Consider the following 17,026-nt stretch of genomic DNA (forward strand, 5'->3'; position numbering starts at 1 on the left):
CATGAAGCCTTCGCGGTGCTGCCGCCCGGCATCCTGTACGTTCCTCTAAGGTGGACAATCGCCCAGCCCAGCGGTCGCAAGGCCGCTGCTTACGACCGTAATCCGGCCGTGATTGCGAAGCTACGGCCCCGTGACCCACGGGCGTGTTGATGCGTAACGCCGAGCACTGGTGTTCGGGCACACTGTGAGCCCCGCAGGCGAGTCCGCCAGTCGCGCCCCCACCCTGCTCATGCCCCCACCCCCAGCCGAAGGAGTCTGCGGATGCGTGTCCGTGACCTGCTCGCCCCCGGAGCCCCGAGACTGCGGCTGCTCGCCGGCGAGGACGAGCTCGACCGCCAGGTCAGCGGCGTCATGACCACGGACCTGCACGACCCCGGCCGCTACCTGCACGGCGGCGAACTGGTGCTCACCGGCATGCTCTGGCGCACCGCCCCCGAGGACTCCGAGCGCTTCGTGCGCACCCTGGCGGCCGGCGGCGCCGTCGCCCTGGCCGCCGGCGAGGCCGAGGTCGGCCCGGTGCCCGAGGACCTCGTCGAGGCCTGTCGCCGGCACCGCATGCCGCTGCTCGCCGTGCCCGACGACATCGCCTTCGGAGCCGTCGCCGAGTTCATCGGCCGGCAGGTCTCCGCCGACCGCGCCGCCGACCTGTCCGCCCTGGTGGACCGACACCGGCTGCTGGTCTCGGCGGCCGGCGGCGGCGGCCTGGACGCCGTCCTCGACCTGCTCGGCGGCGACCTGGACCTGGACTGCTGGGTGCTCACCCCCACCGGCGCGGTGATCGCGGGCCCCGCCGACCGGCTCAGCGCGGAGGACCGCGACCAGCTCGTCCGGGCCCACCTCGGTGCCCAGCGCCAGCGCCGCCGGCCCCCGCACCGGGCCCGGATCGCCTCCGGCTCGTACTCGCTGATCCCGGCGCCCGCCGTCCCCGGCGCCGAGGCCCCGCTCGCCGACTGGGTGCTCGCCGTGGCCGGCGACGTCACCGAGTGGACCGCCAAGCGCCAGCAGCTCGCCGAGAACCTCGCCCGGTTGGTGGCCGCCGAGCGCACCCGCCGCGACGAGGGCCGCCGGCTGCGCCGCCGCCTCGCCGACGAGGTGCTGGCCCTGCTCCAGCGCGACGCCGACCCCTCCGAGATCAGCCGCACCCTGTACGCCTCCTCGGCGATGGCCGCCCGCTACGAGGGCCGCGAGCCCAAGCCGCAGGCTCCCGAGGGCTCCTGGCTGGTGGTCAGCGCCGAGGGCACCGGGCTGCCGGACGGCGCGGTCCGCTCGATCCTGGAGGAAGCTCTCACCGAGACCTCCGACCGGGCGCTGGTGGCCGGCGGCGGAACGGGAGCGGTGGTCGTGCTGCCCGCCCCGGACACCGCCGTCCCCGCCGACGCGCTGCGCGAACTGCTCGCCCCGCTGGAGGCCGGCCTCGGCTCCGAGGGCCGGATCACCCTCGGCGTCTCCGCCCCCGCCCAGGAGGCCGGCGGACTGCGCGGCGCCCTGGAGGAGGCCCGGCACGCCCGCCGGATCGCCGCCGCCCGGGTCGGCCGGGTCTGCGTGGCCGGGCCGGAGGAGCTGGCCTCGCACGTCCTGCTGCTGGCCGCCGTCCCGGACGAGGTCCGCCGGGCCTTCCGCAGCCGCCTGCTGGACAAGGTCATCGCCTACGACATCGAGCACCAGGCGGACCTGGTCCGCACCCTGGAGGCCTTCCTGCGCTCGGACGGCTCCTGGACGCGCTGCGCCGCCCAGCTGCACGTGCACGTGAACACCCTGCGGTACCGGATCGGCCGGATCGAGGAGCTGACCGGCCGTGACCTGTCCCGGCTGGAGGACCGGGTCGACTTCTACCTGGCGCTGGAACTGGCCTGACCGGCCGTCGGCCGGGCGGCCGCGGTCGCGCGAACGCCGTAGGGCCCCCGGCGCGGGGGCCCCACGGCGTTCCGGGCGGGCGGCCCGGGCGGGTGCGGGGGACGGCTCAGGGCTGGACGGGGATCACGCTGGTCAGCCATTCGAAGACGCCCGGGACCATCGGCTTCCAGACGTCGCTGGCGTGCGGGCCGGTGGTCTCCACGGGCTGCACGGTGGTCGGCGCCTTCGCGGCGTCCCGGAGCGCGAGGGCGTCCTCGAAGCCGTCGCCCTTGTTGCCGCTCAGGTACAGCGCGACCTTGGGGGGCTGGGCGGCCGCCTTCAGGATGTTGACCGGGTTGTTGGCCTCGCGCAGCTTCGGGTCCTGGCCGGCCAGCGACGCCTTCTCGGCGGCGGGGTCGTTGTAGCCGGAGAGGCTCACCCCGGCCCGGTAGCGGTTGGGGTGCGCGACGGCCAGCTTGGTGGCGCAGTGCGCCCCGGCGGAGTAGCCGGCCACCGCCCAGCGGTCGGGGGACGGGTCCACCCGGAAGTTGTCCATGATCATCTGCGGTACGTCCCGGGACAGCCAGGTCTCGGCGTTCGCCTTGCCCGGCACGTCGGTGCAGCCCGCGTCGACCTGGTTGCCCAGGAGCAGGGTCCGCGGCGAGACCAGGATGAACGGCGCCACCTTGCCCTGCGCCATCAGCGGCTTCAGCTGCTCGGAGACCTTGAGCGTGCCGTACCAGGTGCTGGAGGAGCCCGGCCAGCCCGGGATCAGCTCGACCACCGGGAACTTCTTGTCCTTGTGGGCGGGGTCGTTGTACTGGGGCGGCAGCCAGACCAGCACCTCGCCGTCGATCCCGGACAGCTGCCCCTTCAGCTCGGTGCGCTGCACGTCGCCCGGCACCTTGGGGTCGTCCACGTTCTTGAAGGACTGGACCACCTTGGCCGGCGGCTTCGCCGCGTCCTGACCCGGTGCGGAGGTGCCGGACGTGTCCAGCGGGGGCACCGAGGGCACCGCGCGGACGTGGTGCCCGGTGCCGAGCAGGTCGTCCCAGCTGCCGTAGATCAGGTTGGCGTTGTTGACCATGACGAAGACCATCGTCACGGCCGTGAACTGGCAGAAGAGCAGCATCGCGAGTCTGCTCAGGATCCGCAGCGGGCGAGGTCCGCGGACCTTCCCCCAGAACAGCAGCGCCAGCGCGATGGAGACCGGCACGAGGATGATCGTGCAGATGAGGAACGGTGTACCGAGCAGTTGCATCAAGTTCTCGTTATCCGGGTTGCAAGCCGCCCGGGCCCCGCTTGCCCGGTGCGCTCTCCAATGGGATGGGACGGCGTGGAACAGAAGATCGGTTGCCGGCGAATCTGTGGAAAACCTGAGAGGAACATCACATTTTCCTGATGATCGGCACTGAGCCCGCACACAGTCTGCCATCCACGCGGGACCAGTCACCCGATTCGCCCAGGGATCTCCAAGGAAAGCCCCGGAGCAGGCACGATACCGTTCGGGCGAGACGGGACCGGGCGAGGCGGTCCCGGCATTCGGACACCTGGCATCCCAGACTGGGGGATCAGGCGGCCCGGCCGGCGAAGCAGGAGAGACGCACCGATGACCCGATTCCCCCTCCGCCCGTTCTGCGCGGCGCTCGTGCTGACGGTGGCCCTCACGGGCTGCAGCAGCACCGGCGGCAGACGTGCCGAGCAGGCCCGCGAGCGGGCCAGGACGGCCGGCGGCGCGGTGGACACCCCCCGGTGGCGGGTCGCGATGGTCACCCACGCCGGGGCCGGCGACGCCTTCTGGGACATCGTGCGCAAGGGCGCCGAGCAGGCCGCGGCCAAGGACAACATCACCCTCCTCTACTCGAACGACGCGCAGACCCAGAACCAGGTCCAGCTGGTGCAGGCCGCCATCGACCAACGCGTGGACGGCCTCCTGGTCACGCTCGCCAAGGGGGACGCGCTCGGCCCGGTGCTGGCCAAGGCGAAGGCCGCGGGCATCCCGGTGATCAGCATCAACTCCGGCCAGGAGTTCTCCGCCCGGTTCGGCGCGCTCACCCACATCGGCCAGGACGAGACCGTCGCCGGCCAGGCGGCCGGCGCCACCCTGGACGCCCGGGGCCGCAAGGACGTCCTCTGCGTCATCCACGAGCAGGGCAACGTCGGCCAGGAGCAGCGCTGCGACGGCGCGCGGTCGAAGTTCGGCGGGCAGTTCCAGACCCTGTACGTGGACGGCGTCAACATGCCCGACGCCAGAGCCGCCATGTCCGCCAAGCTCCAGGCCGACCCGGCGCTGGACACCGTGCTGACCCTCAGCGCCCCGGTGGCCGCCACCGGCCTGCAGGCGATCCAGGACGCCCGCCGCCCGGTCGAGCTGGACACCTTCGACCTGGGCACCCAGGTGGTGGCCGGCCTGCAGGCCGGCACCGTGGGATTCGCCGTCGACCAGCAGCCCTACCTGCAGGGCTACGAGGGCGTCGACCTGCTCTGGCTGTACCGCTACAACCTGGACGTCCTCGGCGGCGGCAAGCCGGTGCTGACCGGCCCGCAGGTGCTGACCAAGGACGACGCGGCCGCGCTCGCCCAGTACGTCGCGAGGGGCACCCGATGAGCACCCCGGCGCCGCCCGCCGACGTGCTGGCCACCGAACGCCCGCCGGCCGTCCGCCGGCTGCTGGGCCGCCCCGAGATCGGCGCGCTGATCGCGGCGGTGGCGGTGTTCCTGGTCTTCTCCGCCGTCGCCGACAGCTTCCTGCGGACCTCCTCCTTCGGCACCGTGCTGTACGCCGCCTCCACCATCGGGATCATGGCGGTGCCGGTCTCGCTGCTGATGATCGGCGGTGAGTTCGACCTGTCGGCCGGGGTGCTGGTCACCACCGCCGCGCTGACCTCCTCGATGGTCTCCTACCAGCTCACCGCCGTGACCTGGGTCGGGGTGCTGGTCTCGCTGCTGGTCGTGCTGGCCGTCAGCGCCTTCAACGGCTGGATGCTGAGCCGCACCCGGCTGCCCAGCTTCATCGTCACCCTCGGCACCTTCCTGATGCTGACCGGCGCCAACCTCGGCGTCACCAAGCTGGTGACCGGGACGGTCACCACCAAGCCGATCTCGGACATGGAGGGCTTCGCCTCCTGCCGGTGGCTGTTCGCCTCCGAGATCACCGTCGGCGGGCTGACCGTCAAGGCCACCGTCTGGTGGTGGCTGGGCCTGCTGCTGGTCGGCAGCTGGGTGCTGCTGCGCACCGCCTTCGGCAACTGGATCTTCGCGGTGGGCGGCGACGCCGCCGCCGCCCGCGCCGTCGGCGTGCCGGTCGCCCGCACCAGGACCGTGCTCTACCTCGGGGTCGGCTTCTGCGCCTGGGTGCTGGGTCAGCACCTGCTGTTCTCCTTCGACACCGTGCAGTCCGGCGAAGGGGTCGGCAACGAGCTGATCTACATCGTGGCGGCCGTCATCGGCGGCTGCCTGATCACCGGCGGCTACGGCTCGGTGGCCGGCTCGGCGCTCGGCGCGCTGATCTTCGGGATGACCAGCAAGGGCATCGTGTACGCCGAGTGGAACCCCGACTGGTTCAAGTTCTTCCTCGGTGCGATGCTGCTGCTGGCCGCCCTGCTGAACGCCTGGGTCCGCCGCCGGGTCGAACGGGGGACGAGCCGATGACCGGCCGTGAACTGCTGGCGCTGACCGCCGTGGGCAAGACCTACGGCTCCGTCCGCGCTCTCCAGGACGTCTCGCTGACCCTGCGCGAGGGCGAGATCAGCTGCGTGCTCGGCGACAACGGCGCCGGCAAGTCCACCCTGATCAAGATCATCGCCGGGCTGCACCAGCACGACGAGGGCAGCTACACCATCGCGGGGGAGGAGGTCCGCCTCGACTCCCCCCGGCAGGCCCTGGACCGCGGCATCGCCACCGTCTACCAGGACCTCGCCGTCGTCCCGCTGATGCCGGTGTGGCGCAACTTCTTCCTCGGCTCGGAGCTCGGCCGGTTCCGGCTGGACACCGCCGCGATGCGGGCCACCACCCGCGAGGCGCTGCTGCGGATGGGCATCGACCTGCACGACGTCGACCAGCCGATCGGCACCCTCTCCGGCGGCCAGCGCCAGTGCGTGGCGATCGCCCGCGCCGTCCACTTCGGTGCGAAGGTGCTGATCCTGGACGAGCCGACGGCCGCGCTGGGCGTCAAGCAGTCCGGGGTGGTGCTGAAATACGTGACGGCGGCCCGGGACGCCGGCCTCGGCGTCGTGCTGATCACCCACAACCCGCACCACGCCTACCTGGTCGGCGACCACTTCACCCTGCTCAAACGGGGCAGGACGGCCGGCAGCCACCCACGGGCCGAGATCGGCCTCGAACAGCTCACCACCGAGATGGCGGGCGGCTCCGACCTCGCGGAGCTCAGCCACGAGCTGGCCCGCACCGACCCGAAGGAGCGTCCGCCGCAGTGACCAGCCCCAACGGCCCCACCCGGCAGGCGGTCCTGCCCACCCTGCTCGGCCTCGGCCCGCGTGCCGAGCGCCGCCGCCGTGCCCTGCCGCCCGGCATCCTGCGCCTGCCCACCATCGGGATCGACATCGGCGGCACCAAGGTGGTCGCGGGCGTGGTGGACGGCGAGGGCAAGGTCCTGGAGAAGCTGCGCGCCGACACCCCCGACAAGACCAAGAGCGCCAAGGTGGTCGAGGACGTCATCGTCGACCTGGTGCTGCGGCTCGCCGACCGGCACGACGTGCACGCGGTGGGCATCGGCGCCGCCGGCTGGGTCGACGCCGAGCGCTCGCGGGTGCTCTTCGCGCCGCACCTGAACTGGCGCAACGAGCCGCTCCAGGAGGCGCTCAGCGAGCGCTTGCGGTTCCCGGTGGTGGTGGAGAACGACGCCAACGCCGCCGCCTGGGCGGAGTGGCGGTTCGGCGCCGGGCGCGGCGAGGACCACATGGTGATGCTCACGCTGGGGACGGGCATCGGCGGCGCCGTGGTCCGGGACGGCTACGTGGACCGCGGCAAGTACGGGCTGGCCGGCGAGTTCGGCCACATGCAGGTGGTGCCCGGCGGGCACCGCTGCCCGTGCGGGAACCGGGGGTGCTGGGAGCAGTACTCCTCCGGCAACGCGCTGGTGCGGGACGCCCGCGAGCTGGTCGCCGAGGAGTCGCCGGTGGTCGAGCCGCTGCTCGCGCTGGCCGGCGGGGCGATGGAGGGCATCACCGGCCCGCTGGTCACCGAGGCCGCCCGGGCGGGTGACCCGGTCGCCATCGAGCTGCTCTACGAGGTGGGCACCTGGCTGGGCGTCGGGATCGCGAACCTGGCGGCCGCGCTGGACCCCGGACGCTTCGTCATCGGCGGCGGCGTCTCGGAGGCCGGTGACCTGCTGCTCGGCCCGGCCCGGGAGGCCTTCAAGCGCACCCTGACCGGCCGGGGGTTCCGGCCGGAGGCGATCGTCGTGCACGCGGCTCTCGGCAACGAGGCCGGGCTGGTCGGCGCGGCCGACCTCGCGCGGCAGGTGGCGCGGCGGTTCCGGACCATCAAGCGCCACCGGGTCGAGCGGGGCGCGGGGGCCTGAGCGGGCCGGCCCCGCCGGTCGGGCGGTCCCGGCGGCCTCGTGGTCGGGCGGACGGCGTGGTGACGGCCGGTCGTCCGGGCCGGCCGGACGGTGCTGGTCGTGGTGGTCGAGCCGGGTGGTTCGTGCCGGTCGTACGGTTCGTGCCGGTGGTGCGGGCGGGCCCGGCGGCCCGGCAGCCCTGGCGGCGGCCGGGCCGGGGCCGGCTCATCTGGCGGGGCGCCACATCCCCGGGGTCGGCTCGGCCGTCCGGCGGGACGGGTGGGTCGTGGGGGGCGTGCTCGGTCGGGCCCAGGGTCTTCTGGTCGTCATCGCGCATCCTTTCGATGTGTTCATGCCATGACAATGACTACCAGGCGTGCCGCCACACATGCAATGCGTGATGAGTGTGACGCGGGCTACTGGCCGAGACCGGGCGCCTGGATCCGGCCACCCCGTCCGGCCGTCCCCGTCCGGCCGTCCCCGTGCGGTTGGCCCCTCCCGCCCCCAGGCCCGGCCCGCCCCGGGCCCGGCCCGCCCTGGAGCTGCCCCGACCGTGCCGGCCCGCCGCCGGCCCGCCCCGGCCCGCCGCCCGCCCGCGCGGCCCGGCCCGGCCGGCTCGCCGAGGCCCTGTTGTCCGGTACACCCCGACTGTGAAAGAACGGACCTGACGTCGTCTCAGGAGGTCCGTATGAGAGCCCTGGCCCGCATCGCCCCGCCGCTGCTGCTCGCCACCGCACTGGTCGGTGCCACGGTGGCGCCGGCCGGGGCCGCCGCCCCGCCGGCCAAGGTGCCGGAGGCCGTGGGCTACGGCGGCGCGGTGGCCAGCGTGGACGCGGACGCCACGGCGGCCGGCATCGAGGTCCTCCGCAAGGGCGGCAACGCCGTGGACGCGGCGGTCGCGACCGCCGCCGCCCTGGGCGTCACCGAGCCGTACTCGGCCGGGATCGGCGGGGGCGGCTACTTCGTCCACTACGACGCCGCCACCGGCCGGGTCTCCACCCTGGACGGCCGCGAGACGGCCTCCCGCACCGCCGACGAATCGCTCTTCCTGGAGGACGGCAAGCCGCTGGCCTTCGCCGACGCCGTCACCAGCGGCCTCTCCGTAGGGGTCCCCGGCACCTCGGCCACCTGGGAGAAGGCCCTCCAGCTCTGGGGCAGCCGCTCGCTCGGCGAGGTGCTGAAGCCGGCCGAGCGGATCGCCGAACAGGGCTTCACCGTCGACCAGACCTTCCGGGACCAGACGGCCGGCAACGAGGCCCGGTTCCGGGACTTCCCCGAGAGCAGCCGGCTCTTCCTGCCCGGCGGCAGCCTCCCGGTGGTCGGCTCCACCCTGCGCAACCCCGACCTCGCCGCCACCTACCGCACGCTCGGCAGGGAGGGCACCAAGGCGCTCTACCGGGGCCCGATCGGCGCCGACATCGTCCAGGCGCTGCAGCACCCGCCGGTCGACCCGGCGTCCGGGCGGGTGGCCAGGCCCGGCCGGGTGGACGCCGCCGACCTGGCGGCCTACCAGGTCGCCCGACAGCGGCCCACCCACGTCCCCTACCGCGACTACGACGTGTACGGGATCGCGCCGTCCAGCTCCGGCGGCACCACCACCGGCGAGGCCCTCGGCATCCTGGAGGACATCGGGGCCCCCGACGCGGACGCCACCCAGTACTACCACCACTACCTGGAGGCCAGCCGGATCGCCTTCGCCGACCGCAACCGCTGGGTCGGCGACCCGCGCTTCTCCGACGTGCCCGCCGAGGAACTGCTCTCGCCGCGCTTCGCGGCGGCCCGGGCCTGCCTCATCAGCCCCGACCACGCGCTGACCAGCCCGCTGGCCCCGGGCGACCCGCGCCGTCCGGCCGCCTGCGCGAGCGCCGGCCCGGCCGTCACCGAGACGTACGAGGGCCCGAGCACCACCCACCTCACCGTCGCCGACCGGTGGGGCAACGTGGTCTCCTACACCCTGACGATCGAGCAGACCGGCGGCAGCGGCATCACCGTGCCCGGGCGCGGCTTCCTGCTGAACAACGAGCTGACCGACTTCTCCTTCACCCCCAACACCCCGGGCGTGCCGGACCCGAACCTCCCCGGCCCCGGCAAGCGGCCGCGCTCCTCCATCTCGCCGACGATCGTGCTGCGCGACGGCGAGCCCCTGCTGGCGGCCGGCTCGCCGGGCGGCGCCACCATCATCACCACCGTCCTGCAGGTGCTGCTGGGCCGGCTGGACCGCGGCCTCAGCCTGGAGCAGGCGATCGCCGCGCCCCGGGCCAGCCAGCGCAACAGCGCCGCGACCCAGGCCGAGCCGGCCTTCCTGGCGCTGCCCGAGCGGGCCCGGCTGGAGGCGCTCGGGCACGTCTTCGCGGTCACCCCCGAGATCGGCGCCGCCACCGGCGTCGAGCGGCTGGCGGACGGGCGCTGGGTGGCGGCGGCCGAGCCGGTCCGGCGCGGCGGCGGCGCGGCGGCCGTGGTCCGGCCCGCGCGGTAGCCCCACGTCGCGCGGGGCCGCGGCTCGGGCCGGCCCTGCCCGGGGACGGCGCCCGCCTCCGGGCTGCGGCCCGCTGTCGGTGGCTGCCGGTAGATTCGGGGTGGGCGTCCGCGACGACGCCCGCCCCTCGCCCGGGCCGCCGTCCGGGCCTTTGTCCGCCCCACCCGGGAAGGCCGCCAGCCGTGACCGTCCGCATCGCCACCTGGAACATCAACTCCGTCACCGCGCGGCTGCCCAAGCTGCTGGAGTGGCTGGAGAGCGCCGAACCCGACGTGCTCTGCCTCCAGGAGCTCAAGTGCTCCACCGAGGCCTTCCCGCACGAGGCGGTCAAGGAGCTCGGCTACGACACGGCCGCGCACGGCACCGGCCGCTGGAACGGCGTCGCGATCCTCTCCCGGATCGGCCTGGAGGACGTCGTGCGCGGACTGCCCGAGCAGCCCGGCTACCTCGCCGACGACGCGCTGCTGGCCGACGTGGAGCCCCGGGCGATCGCCGCCACCTGCGGGCCGGTGCGGGTCTGGTCGGTGTACGTGCCCAACGGCCGCGAGGTCGACCACGCGCACTACCGCTACAAGCTGGACTGGCTGGAGTCGCTGCGCCGGGCCGTCGTCGAGGACGCGGCCGGCGCGCGCCCCTTCGCCGTCCTCGGCGACTTCAACATCGCCCCCACCGACGAGGACGTCTACGACGTCGCGGCCTTCGCCGGACTGACGCACGTGACCCCGCCGGAGCGCGCCAGCCTGGGCAACCTGCGCGAGGCCGGCCTGCAGGACGTGGTGCCGCGCCCGCTGAAGTACGACCACCCGTACACCTACTGGGACTACCGCCAGCTGGCCTTCCCCAAGAACCGCGGCATGCGGATCGACCTCACGTACGGCAACAAGGCCTTCGCGGACGCGGTGACGGACAGCTACGTCGACCGCGAGGCGCGCAAGGGCAAGGGGACGTCGGACCACGCGCCGGTCGTGGTCGACCTGGACCTCTGAGCGGGCCCGGGGGCCGCCGGGCCCGGTCGCGGAGCGTACCGGTGGCCCCCGAACGGTCCCGTGCGGTGGCCGCTCCGGGGGCCGCTGCCTACCGTGTGGGGTAACTGGGTGTAGTTGTCCGTTCACGTGGACACAGGAGTCCCCGACTGCGCCCGAGAATCCTGGAGGTTCCGGTATGCGCCCCACGCGTACGGCCGCCGCAGCTCTGACAGGCGCCACCCTGCTTCTCGCCCTCGCGGCCCCGGCGGCGCTGGCCAAGGACGGCGACCGGGCATCGGTCAGCCCGGCCCAGGCGGCGCCCGGTCAGAGCGTCACCGTCACCGTGTCCTGCGAGAAGAGCACCACCAAGACCATCACCGCCGAGTCCACCGCTTTCGAGGGCGGCCCGGTCACCCTCACCCTCGGTTCGGACGGCCGGCACACCGGCTCGGCCAAGTTGGCGAACAAGCCCGGCGGTGACGCCAAGGTCGACGGCAAGTGCCCGGACGGCGCGGCCTTCTCCACCACGGTCACGGTCACCACGGTGACCACCACCACCCCGACCCACGCCGCCAGTCAGGCGGTCACCGACTGGGTCACCTCCGAGACCGGCCACAACGGGCTGGTCGAGGAGCCGCACGGGTCCGTGAACACCGGCCTGGGCGGATCGGTGGGCAGCAACCCGGCCGAGCTGGCCGGGGGAGCGGCCCTGGTGGCCGGCGGGGTGGGCGGGTTCCTGCTGCTGCGCCGCCGCTCCGGCTCCGACTCGGTCTGAGGCGACGCGGCCCCGGCGTCCCCCCACCGGCACGCTCGTGCGCGCGCCCCCGGACCAGCGGTCCGGGGGCGCGGTCGTGCCTCGGGGCGCGGCGCCGGCGCGGGCGGCGGCCGGTGCGTCAGGCCGTGGCCGGCCGCGGTTCCCGGCCCGGCTCCTCCCGCAGGCCGGTCCCGTCCGGGCCGTCCGGGTCGGCGATGCCGTCGGTCCCGTCCGGTCCGTCCTCCCGGTGGGCGCGCAGGGTGCCGCTCGCCAGCAGGTACTGGGCGACGATGTACGTCGCCATCACCCAGAACTGGTGGCCCGGCAGCTCCCGCCAGTCGGCCAGCTGGGTGGCGATCAGAGTGTCGGAGAGCAGGAACAGTGCCCCGCCCAGGCCGGTCCGCAGGCCTAGCCGGGCCGAGGTGACGGCGGTCGAGGTGAGCAGCAGGCTGTACACCGCCACCGGGATCCTGAGGTCGCCGAGGCCCGGCCAGAGCTGGCTGATCATGACCGCCCACGCCGCCGCGTAGGCCGCCGCCACCACGGCGGTCCGCCGCCGGTCGTCCAGCGCGCCGCGCCGCACGAACATGGTCACGTAGCAGACGTGCGCGGCCGCGAACGAGCCCATGCCGGCCAGGAAGGCGGTGTCGCCGCCCGCCTGCAGCAGGATGTCGCCCCCGGCGCTCAGCATCAGCGCGGGCGCGAGCAGCTTGGGCGCGCGCTCGGTGCTCGCCAGGCTGTGCGCCGCCAGCAGCGGCATCAGCGCCGGCTTGGTGGCGTGCTGGAGACCGGGGGTGTGGGTGAGGATCGCGCCCAGGTGCGCGACCGAGGTCGCGGCGAAGCCGGTGAGCAGGCCGCGGGCGGCGCGCAGGCGCCCGCCGACGGCGGCACGGGTCGTGGTGCTGAGGCTCATGCGGCGTTGCCCTCCGGGCGGTCGGGGCGGACCGGCTGCCAGCCGGGGCCCTTGGTGAGGTGGTGCAGGCGGTCCCGCCAGTTGTCCGCGGCGGCGAGGTCCCTGGCGATCGAGGCGTACTCGTGGGTGGCCACCCGCAGCGGGTTGAAGGTGTCCAGATTCTTCGTCAGGCCGTAGACCGGTCTGGTGGTCTCCGCCGCGAAGGAGCCGAACGCGCGGTCGAAGAGGATCAGGATGCCGCCGAAGTTGCGGTCCAGGTAACCGCCCTGCGAGGCGTGGTGCACCCGGTGGTGGGACGGCGTGTTGAAGACGAACTCGACGGGGCGCGGCAGCCGGCCGATCCGCTCGGTGTGGATCCAGAACTGGTAGACCAGGTTGGCCGAGGAGCAGAAGGCCAGCGCGGCGGGGTGCACGCCGGCCAGGATCATCGGGACGTAGAAGACCCAGCTGGTGGCGCTGGTCCAGGGCTGGCGGAGCGCCGTGGACAGGTTGTAGTGCTTGCTGGAGTGGTGCACCACGTGGCAGGCCCAGAGGACCCGGATCATGTGGTGGCCGCGGTGCGACCAGTAGTAGCAGAAGTCCTGCGCCAGCAGCATCAGCGGCACCGTCCACCACAGGACCGGCACCCGGAGCGGGGTCAGCTCGTACAGGGCCGCGTAGGCCGCCAGGATCGGGATCTTCCAGAGCGCGTCGAAGACCAGGCTGCCGAGGCCCATGGTGAGGCTGGTCGTGGTGTCCCGCGGGCTGTAGCCCTGCTCGTCCTCGTCCGGACGGAACCGGTAGGAGACGATCTCCAGGACGGTGAGCAGCACAAAGGCGGGTATCGACCACAGCACCACGTCGGGCAGGTTCGGCATGTCCGGCACCATAGGCGACGCCGGGTGCCGGGCGGAAGGGGTTGTTACCGGCGCGTAGCCCGAGGGGCGTCCGCCGGACAATTCGCGGCGTCACCCGGTTGCTGCCACCGGCCGCCGTGCCCACCGACTAATCTGGTCCACGACATGGATCAGCAGGAGCACGGGGCCGGCACCGTCAGGGTGCCCGGCGGCACGTCGGACGGGCGCACGGGCGGGGCGGGGCTGGGCGCCACCGACGCCTGCGTCGCCGTGCGCGACAGCCGTCCTGACGGCGTACCGGGCGGGCTCCCCGGCGAGCGGCCGGCGGCCGGCCGGGCCCCGGGCCCGGCGGGCCTGGACGGCACCCCCGACCCCGGCCTGCTCCGGCTGGCCGGCTGGTTCGCCGAGGCCTCCGACGAGAGCGCCCACGACCTCTTCACCGCCGCCTTCGGCCTCTACGGCGCCCGGCACTTCGGCGCCCGGCACGGCGCCGCCGGCGGCCCGCAGGCACCCGGCCCGCGCCCGCCCGTCGCCGCACCCGATGCGCCCGCCTCCGATGCGCCCGCCTCCGATGCGCCCGCCTCCGATGCGCTCGCCTCCGACGCGCCGGGAGCCACCGGCACCGTCAGCTGGTGGCACGGTCCCAGCGCGCACGCCCCCGTCGCCCGGCTGGTCCGCGAGGCCCGGCCGTTGCCCGGCCTGCGCCGGGCGCGCCGCACCGCCGGGGGCGCGGTGCAGGCCGCCGTCCCGGCCGGCGGCGGCCGCCGCGGCAAGCACCGCAAGCCGGAGCCCGCCCCGGCCCCCGCCGGTCCGCAGGAGCGCTCGGCCGCGGCCGAGCGCCGGATCGCCGCCCGGCTGCTGCTCGCCCACCCGCTGATCACGGCGGCCGGCCCGCACGGCGAGGGCTTCCCGCTGATCCGCCGTCACCGCGACTGGCTGACCGAACGGTTCGACACCCTGCTGGGCTACCGCCTGGTGGTGGGCCCCTGGCACGCCCGCCTCGGCAAGGCCGGGCTCGGACCGGGCGGTGGCCGCCGGCTGGAGCACCCCGGCAGCGGCACGCCGTTCACCCCCGGCGAGTACGCCCAGCTCGCCGTCGCGCTGTCCGTCCTGGTCGACGCCCCCGAGCGGCTGCCGCTGGGGCGGCTGGTCGCGGCGGTCCGGGCGGCCTCCCCGCTGCCGGGCGCCGGGCGCGGTCCCGGCCCCGAGGCCGACCTGGCCGGGGCGTTGCGGGTGCTGACCGACTGGCAGGTGCTCAGCGCCACCGGCAGCGGCCTGGACACGCTCGACCCGACCGCCGAGCTGACCGTCGACCAGGAGCTGGCGCGCGCGCTGCCGGCCGGGCCGCCCGCGCTCGCCGCCGACGCCGAGGACCTGGTCCGCCGGGCGGCCGAGACCGCCGACCCCGGCACCGCCGTCCGCCGCCGGCTCGCCGAGACCCCCGTGGTGCTCCACGACGACCTGCCCGGGGCCGAGCGGGCCTGGCTGGCCGGGCAGTGGCACACGGTGGCCGGGACCTTCGCCGACTTCCTCGGGCTGGAGGCCGAACTCCGCACCGAGGGCGTGGCCCTGCTCGACCCCGCCGACGAGCTCACCGACCTCGCGCTGCCCGGCACCGGCACCCTCGCCCGGGCGGCCCTGCTGCTGGTGGAACGCCTGGTCGAGGAGCTGCGCCCGCTGCCCGGCGAGCCCACGGCGCCCGCGGTGCCGATACCCGACGCCCTGATAGACGGGGCCCTCGGCGACATCGCCGACGAGTACGGCCTGCGGGCCGGCTGGCGCCGCGACTACCTCGCCGACCGGACGGCGCTGCGCCGCGACGCGCTCGACCTGCTGGCCCGGATGGGCCTGATCGCGCCCACCCCGCGCGGCACCTATCCGCCCGGCTGGCTGCTGCGCGCCCCCGCGGCCCGCTACGCCCCGGAGGCGGAGCTGCTGCCCGCGCCGGGCACCGGCCGGCACTCCCGCCGGGACGGCGAGGACTGCGCCGACGACGACGACCCGGGCGGGGATCCGGGCGGGTACGACGGGATGAGCGGGTACGAGGACCAGGCACCGTACGGGGACGCGGCGGCGTTCCCCGCTCCGGGCCGGGCGGAGCGGCCGGCCCGGACGGGTCAGGCGCAGGCCGTCGTCCCGCCGGCCCGCGGGCCTTCGGAGCGGCCGCAGGAGCTCCCGGCCTGAGCCAGACCGCAGGACGTCCGGCCCCGGGCGGGCGAGCGGTGACCGCGGGCCCGCGCCGACTTGCGGGCCGCGGCCGGGCCGCGGACCGGCCGCGGGCTCACCGCGCGGCGGTGGCGACCGAGTCGTGGCGGACGGTCTCGACGGTGGCGCCGACCCCCAGGGCGCCGAGTGCGACCGAGGCGGCGACCGCGGCGCAGGCGAGGAACCGGCGGTGGCGCTTGGGCAGCGGGAAGCGCTGGTCCTGAGTGGTGGACAGAGGCTGGGCGTTCATGTCAGAAAGCATTCCAGCGCACCGTTAAACCATGACTACACGCGGGTGAAGTCTGGACGGGGGCCGGACGTCGGTGCAGTGCGGTCACCCGGACGGCGGCCGTCCGCCCCGGCAGGGGTCGCGGCGGCCCCCGCGTCCGCCCCCGCCGGGGTTCCGTCGTACACCCCGTACGGTCACCGGTGATCGGGTAGTGTGGCGGCAGCCGGGAGTCACCCGGCACCTGCTCCGGTCCACGGAGCGAACGGACGAAGGAGGTGGGACCCATCACCGCTGTGTCAGGTCGGGTGCTCCCCTCCCGCGACCGGGCGGTCCGACCGTACAGGTGACCGCGGGAGCGCCCATCGGCGTTCCGAAAGGTTTCTCGTGTCGGCTCCAGCTTCCTTCCCCGCCTTCTCCGCCCTCGTCACCAGGCTCCGTGCCGCCGGCTGCGTCTTCGCCGAGGACGAGGCGCGCCTGCTCCGCTCCGCCGCCACCACCCCGGGCGAACTCGCCGCGATGGTGGAGCGCCGTGCCTCCGGCCTTCCGCTCGAACACGTCATCGGCTGGGCGGAGTTCTACGGCCTGCGGATCGCCGTGGACGGCGGTGTCTTCGTCCCCCGCCGCCGTACCGAGTTCCTGATCGAACGGGCGGTGGCGCTCGCCCGCCCCGGCGCCCTGGTCGTCGACCTCTGCTGCGGCTCCGGCGCGCTGGGCGCCGCGCTGGCCGCCGCGCTCGGCGGCATGGTCGAACTCCACGCCGCCGACATCGACCCGGCCGCGGTGCGCTGCGCCCGGCGCAACATCGCGGCGGCCGGCGGCCGGGCCTACCAGGGCGACCTCTTCGACCCGCTGCCCGGCGCCCTGCGCGGCCGGGTCGACCTCCTGCTCGCCAACGTGCCGTACGTGCCCACCGAGGAGGTGGAACTGCTGCCCGCCGAGGCCCGGTTGCACGAGGCACGGGTGGCGCTCGACGGCGGCGCCGACGGGCTCGACGTGCTGCGCAGGGTGACCGCCGAGGCGGCGCGCTGGCTGGCCCCGGGCGGCCACCTGCTCTTCGAGACCGGTGAGCACCAGGTGCCCGGCGCGGTGCGCACCGTGGAGGCCGGCGGACTGGTCGCGGAGGTGGCCGAGTGCGAGGAGCGCTACGCCGTGGTCGTGACGGGGACCCGGCCGGCCTGACGCGGCTCCTCCCGCTCGGCCGGCCTCACTCGCCCGGACGGCCTCACTCGCCCGGACGGCCCCACCCGCCCGGACGGGCCGTCCTGCCTGTCCGGGCGGCCGATCGGGCAGGGCG

At 74.9% G+C, this 17,026-nt stretch carries 14 protein-coding genes; 10 read left to right on the forward strand and 4 right to left on the reverse strand.

The genetic code is table 11. The features are described from left to right. Window positions 1-261 precede the first annotated feature (261 nt). Window positions 262-1,854, forward strand: a complete 1,593-nt coding sequence (locus J2S46_RS31675) for a PucR family transcriptional regulator (RefSeq protein ID WP_191287961.1) — start codon at window positions 262-264, stop codon at window positions 1,852-1,854. A gap of 106 nt (window positions 1,855-1,960) precedes the next feature. Here the strand turns inward: J2S46_RS31675 and J2S46_RS31680 are convergent, their stop codons facing one another. Beyond that, on the reverse strand, window positions 1,961-3,094 hold the full coding sequence (locus tag J2S46_RS31680) for an alpha/beta hydrolase (protein ID WP_191287962.1): 1,134 nt from the start codon (window positions 3,092-3,094) through the stop codon (window positions 1,961-1,963). A gap of 348 nt (window positions 3,095-3,442) precedes the next feature. Between J2S46_RS31680 and J2S46_RS31685 the strand changes: the two genes are divergently transcribed. From J2S46_RS31685 to J2S46_RS31715, 7 genes are all read left to right on the forward strand, one after another. Next, entirely contained in the window at window positions 3,443-4,441 is a 999-nt protein-coding gene (locus tag J2S46_RS31685) for a substrate-binding domain-containing protein (protein ID WP_191287963.1), read from the forward strand. Continuing rightward, window positions 4,438-5,484, forward strand: a complete 1,047-nt coding sequence (locus J2S46_RS31690) for an ABC transporter permease (RefSeq protein ID WP_191287964.1) — start codon at window positions 4,438-4,440, stop codon at window positions 5,482-5,484. Before J2S46_RS31685 ends, J2S46_RS31690 begins: the two co-directional genes overlap by 4 nt. Continuing rightward, window positions 5,481-6,269: an ATP-binding cassette domain-containing protein gene (locus J2S46_RS31695; RefSeq protein ID WP_191287965.1), complete on the forward strand. Its 789-nt coding sequence runs from the start codon at window positions 5,481-5,483 to the stop codon at window positions 6,267-6,269. Before J2S46_RS31690 ends, J2S46_RS31695 begins: the two co-directional genes overlap by 4 nt. Next, window positions 6,266-7,375: an ROK family glucokinase gene (locus J2S46_RS31700; RefSeq protein WP_370882267.1), complete on the forward strand. Its 1,110-nt coding sequence runs from the start codon at window positions 6,266-6,268 to the stop codon at window positions 7,373-7,375. The genes J2S46_RS31695 and J2S46_RS31700 overlap by 4 nt, the downstream gene beginning before the upstream one ends. Window positions 7,376-8,042: 667 nt before the next feature. Then, complete coding sequence (gene ggt, locus J2S46_RS31705; protein WP_191287966.1) at window positions 8,043-9,830, forward strand: gamma-glutamyltransferase; 1,788 nt, start codon at window positions 8,043-8,045, stop codon at window positions 9,828-9,830. A 182-nt stretch (window positions 9,831-10,012) separates the two neighbouring features. After that, a complete protein-coding gene (locus tag J2S46_RS31710) occupies window positions 10,013-10,816 on the forward strand; it encodes an exodeoxyribonuclease III (RefSeq protein ID WP_191287967.1) in 804 nt (267 codons plus the stop codon). Between the two features lie 175 nt (window positions 10,817-10,991). Next, window positions 10,992-11,570, forward strand: a complete 579-nt coding sequence (locus J2S46_RS31715; protein WP_191287968.1) for a hypothetical protein — start codon at window positions 10,992-10,994, stop codon at window positions 11,568-11,570. Between the two features lie 118 nt (window positions 11,571-11,688). Here J2S46_RS31715 and J2S46_RS31720 read toward each other — a convergent pair whose 3' ends face one another. Together J2S46_RS31720 and J2S46_RS31725 are read right to left on the reverse strand one after the other, a co-directional pair. Then, window positions 11,689-12,462, reverse strand: a complete 774-nt coding sequence (locus J2S46_RS31720; RefSeq protein ID WP_191287969.1) for a lysoplasmalogenase — start codon at window positions 12,460-12,462, stop codon at window positions 11,689-11,691. Further along, window positions 12,459-13,319 (reverse strand): sterol desaturase family protein, encoded by an 861-nt coding sequence (locus J2S46_RS31725; protein WP_191287970.1) that lies wholly within the window; start codon window positions 13,317-13,319, stop codon window positions 12,459-12,461. Before J2S46_RS31725 ends, J2S46_RS31720 begins: the two co-directional genes overlap by 4 nt. Before the next feature lie 144 nt (window positions 13,320-13,463). Between J2S46_RS31725 and J2S46_RS31730 the strand changes: the two genes are divergently transcribed. Beyond that, entirely contained in the window at window positions 13,464-15,482 is a 2,019-nt protein-coding gene (locus J2S46_RS31730; RefSeq protein ID WP_191287971.1) for a TIGR02678 family protein, read from the forward strand. Between the two features lie 97 nt (window positions 15,483-15,579). On the opposite strand, the gene J2S46_RS31735 is transcribed toward J2S46_RS31730, so the two are convergent. Then, window positions 15,580-15,753, reverse strand: coding sequence for a hypothetical protein (locus J2S46_RS31735; protein WP_191287972.1), 174 nt, complete (start codon window positions 15,751-15,753; stop codon window positions 15,580-15,582). 363 nt (window positions 15,754-16,116) lie between these two features. Here J2S46_RS31735 and J2S46_RS31740 point away from each other — a divergent pair, with 363 nt between their 5' ends. Further along, window positions 16,117-16,911, forward strand: a complete 795-nt coding sequence (locus J2S46_RS31740; RefSeq protein WP_191287973.1) for a putative protein N(5)-glutamine methyltransferase — start codon at window positions 16,117-16,119, stop codon at window positions 16,909-16,911. Window positions 16,912-17,026 lie beyond the last annotated feature (115 nt).

Source organism: Kitasatospora herbaricolor (assembly GCF_030813695.1).
GTDB lineage: Bacteria > Actinomycetota > Actinomycetes > Streptomycetales > Streptomycetaceae > Kitasatospora > Kitasatospora herbaricolor.

Coding starts and splice junctions, on each gene's coding strand:
- J2S46_RS31735 (WP_191287972.1), bottom strand. CDS start 15,753: ATGAACGCCCAGCCTCTGTCCACCACTCAGGACCAGCGCTTCCCGCTG.
- J2S46_RS31690 (WP_191287964.1), top strand. CDS start 4,438: ATGAGCACCCCGGCGCCGCCCGCCGACGTGCTGGCCACCGAACGCCCG.
- ggt (WP_191287966.1), top strand. CDS start 8,043: ATGAGAGCCCTGGCCCGCATCGCCCCGCCGCTGCTGCTCGCCACCGCA.
- J2S46_RS31725 (WP_191287970.1), bottom strand. CDS start 13,319: ATGCCGAACCTGCCCGACGTGGTGCTGTGGTCGATACCCGCCTTTGTG.
- J2S46_RS31715 (WP_191287968.1), top strand. CDS start 10,992: ATGCGCCCCACGCGTACGGCCGCCGCAGCTCTGACAGGCGCCACCCTG.
- J2S46_RS31720 (WP_191287969.1), bottom strand. CDS start 12,462: ATGAGCCTCAGCACCACGACCCGTGCCGCCGTCGGCGGGCGCCTGCGC.
- J2S46_RS31695 (WP_191287965.1), top strand. CDS start 5,481: ATGACCGGCCGTGAACTGCTGGCGCTGACCGCCGTGGGCAAGACCTAC.
- J2S46_RS31685 (WP_191287963.1), top strand. CDS start 3,443: ATGACCCGATTCCCCCTCCGCCCGTTCTGCGCGGCGCTCGTGCTGACG.
- J2S46_RS31675 (WP_191287961.1), top strand. CDS start 262: ATGCGTGTCCGTGACCTGCTCGCCCCCGGAGCCCCGAGACTGCGGCTG.
- J2S46_RS31680 (WP_191287962.1), bottom strand. CDS start 3,094: ATGCAACTGCTCGGTACACCGTTCCTCATCTGCACGATCATCCTCGTG.
- J2S46_RS31730 (WP_191287971.1), top strand. CDS start 13,464: ATGGATCAGCAGGAGCACGGGGCCGGCACCGTCAGGGTGCCCGGCGGC.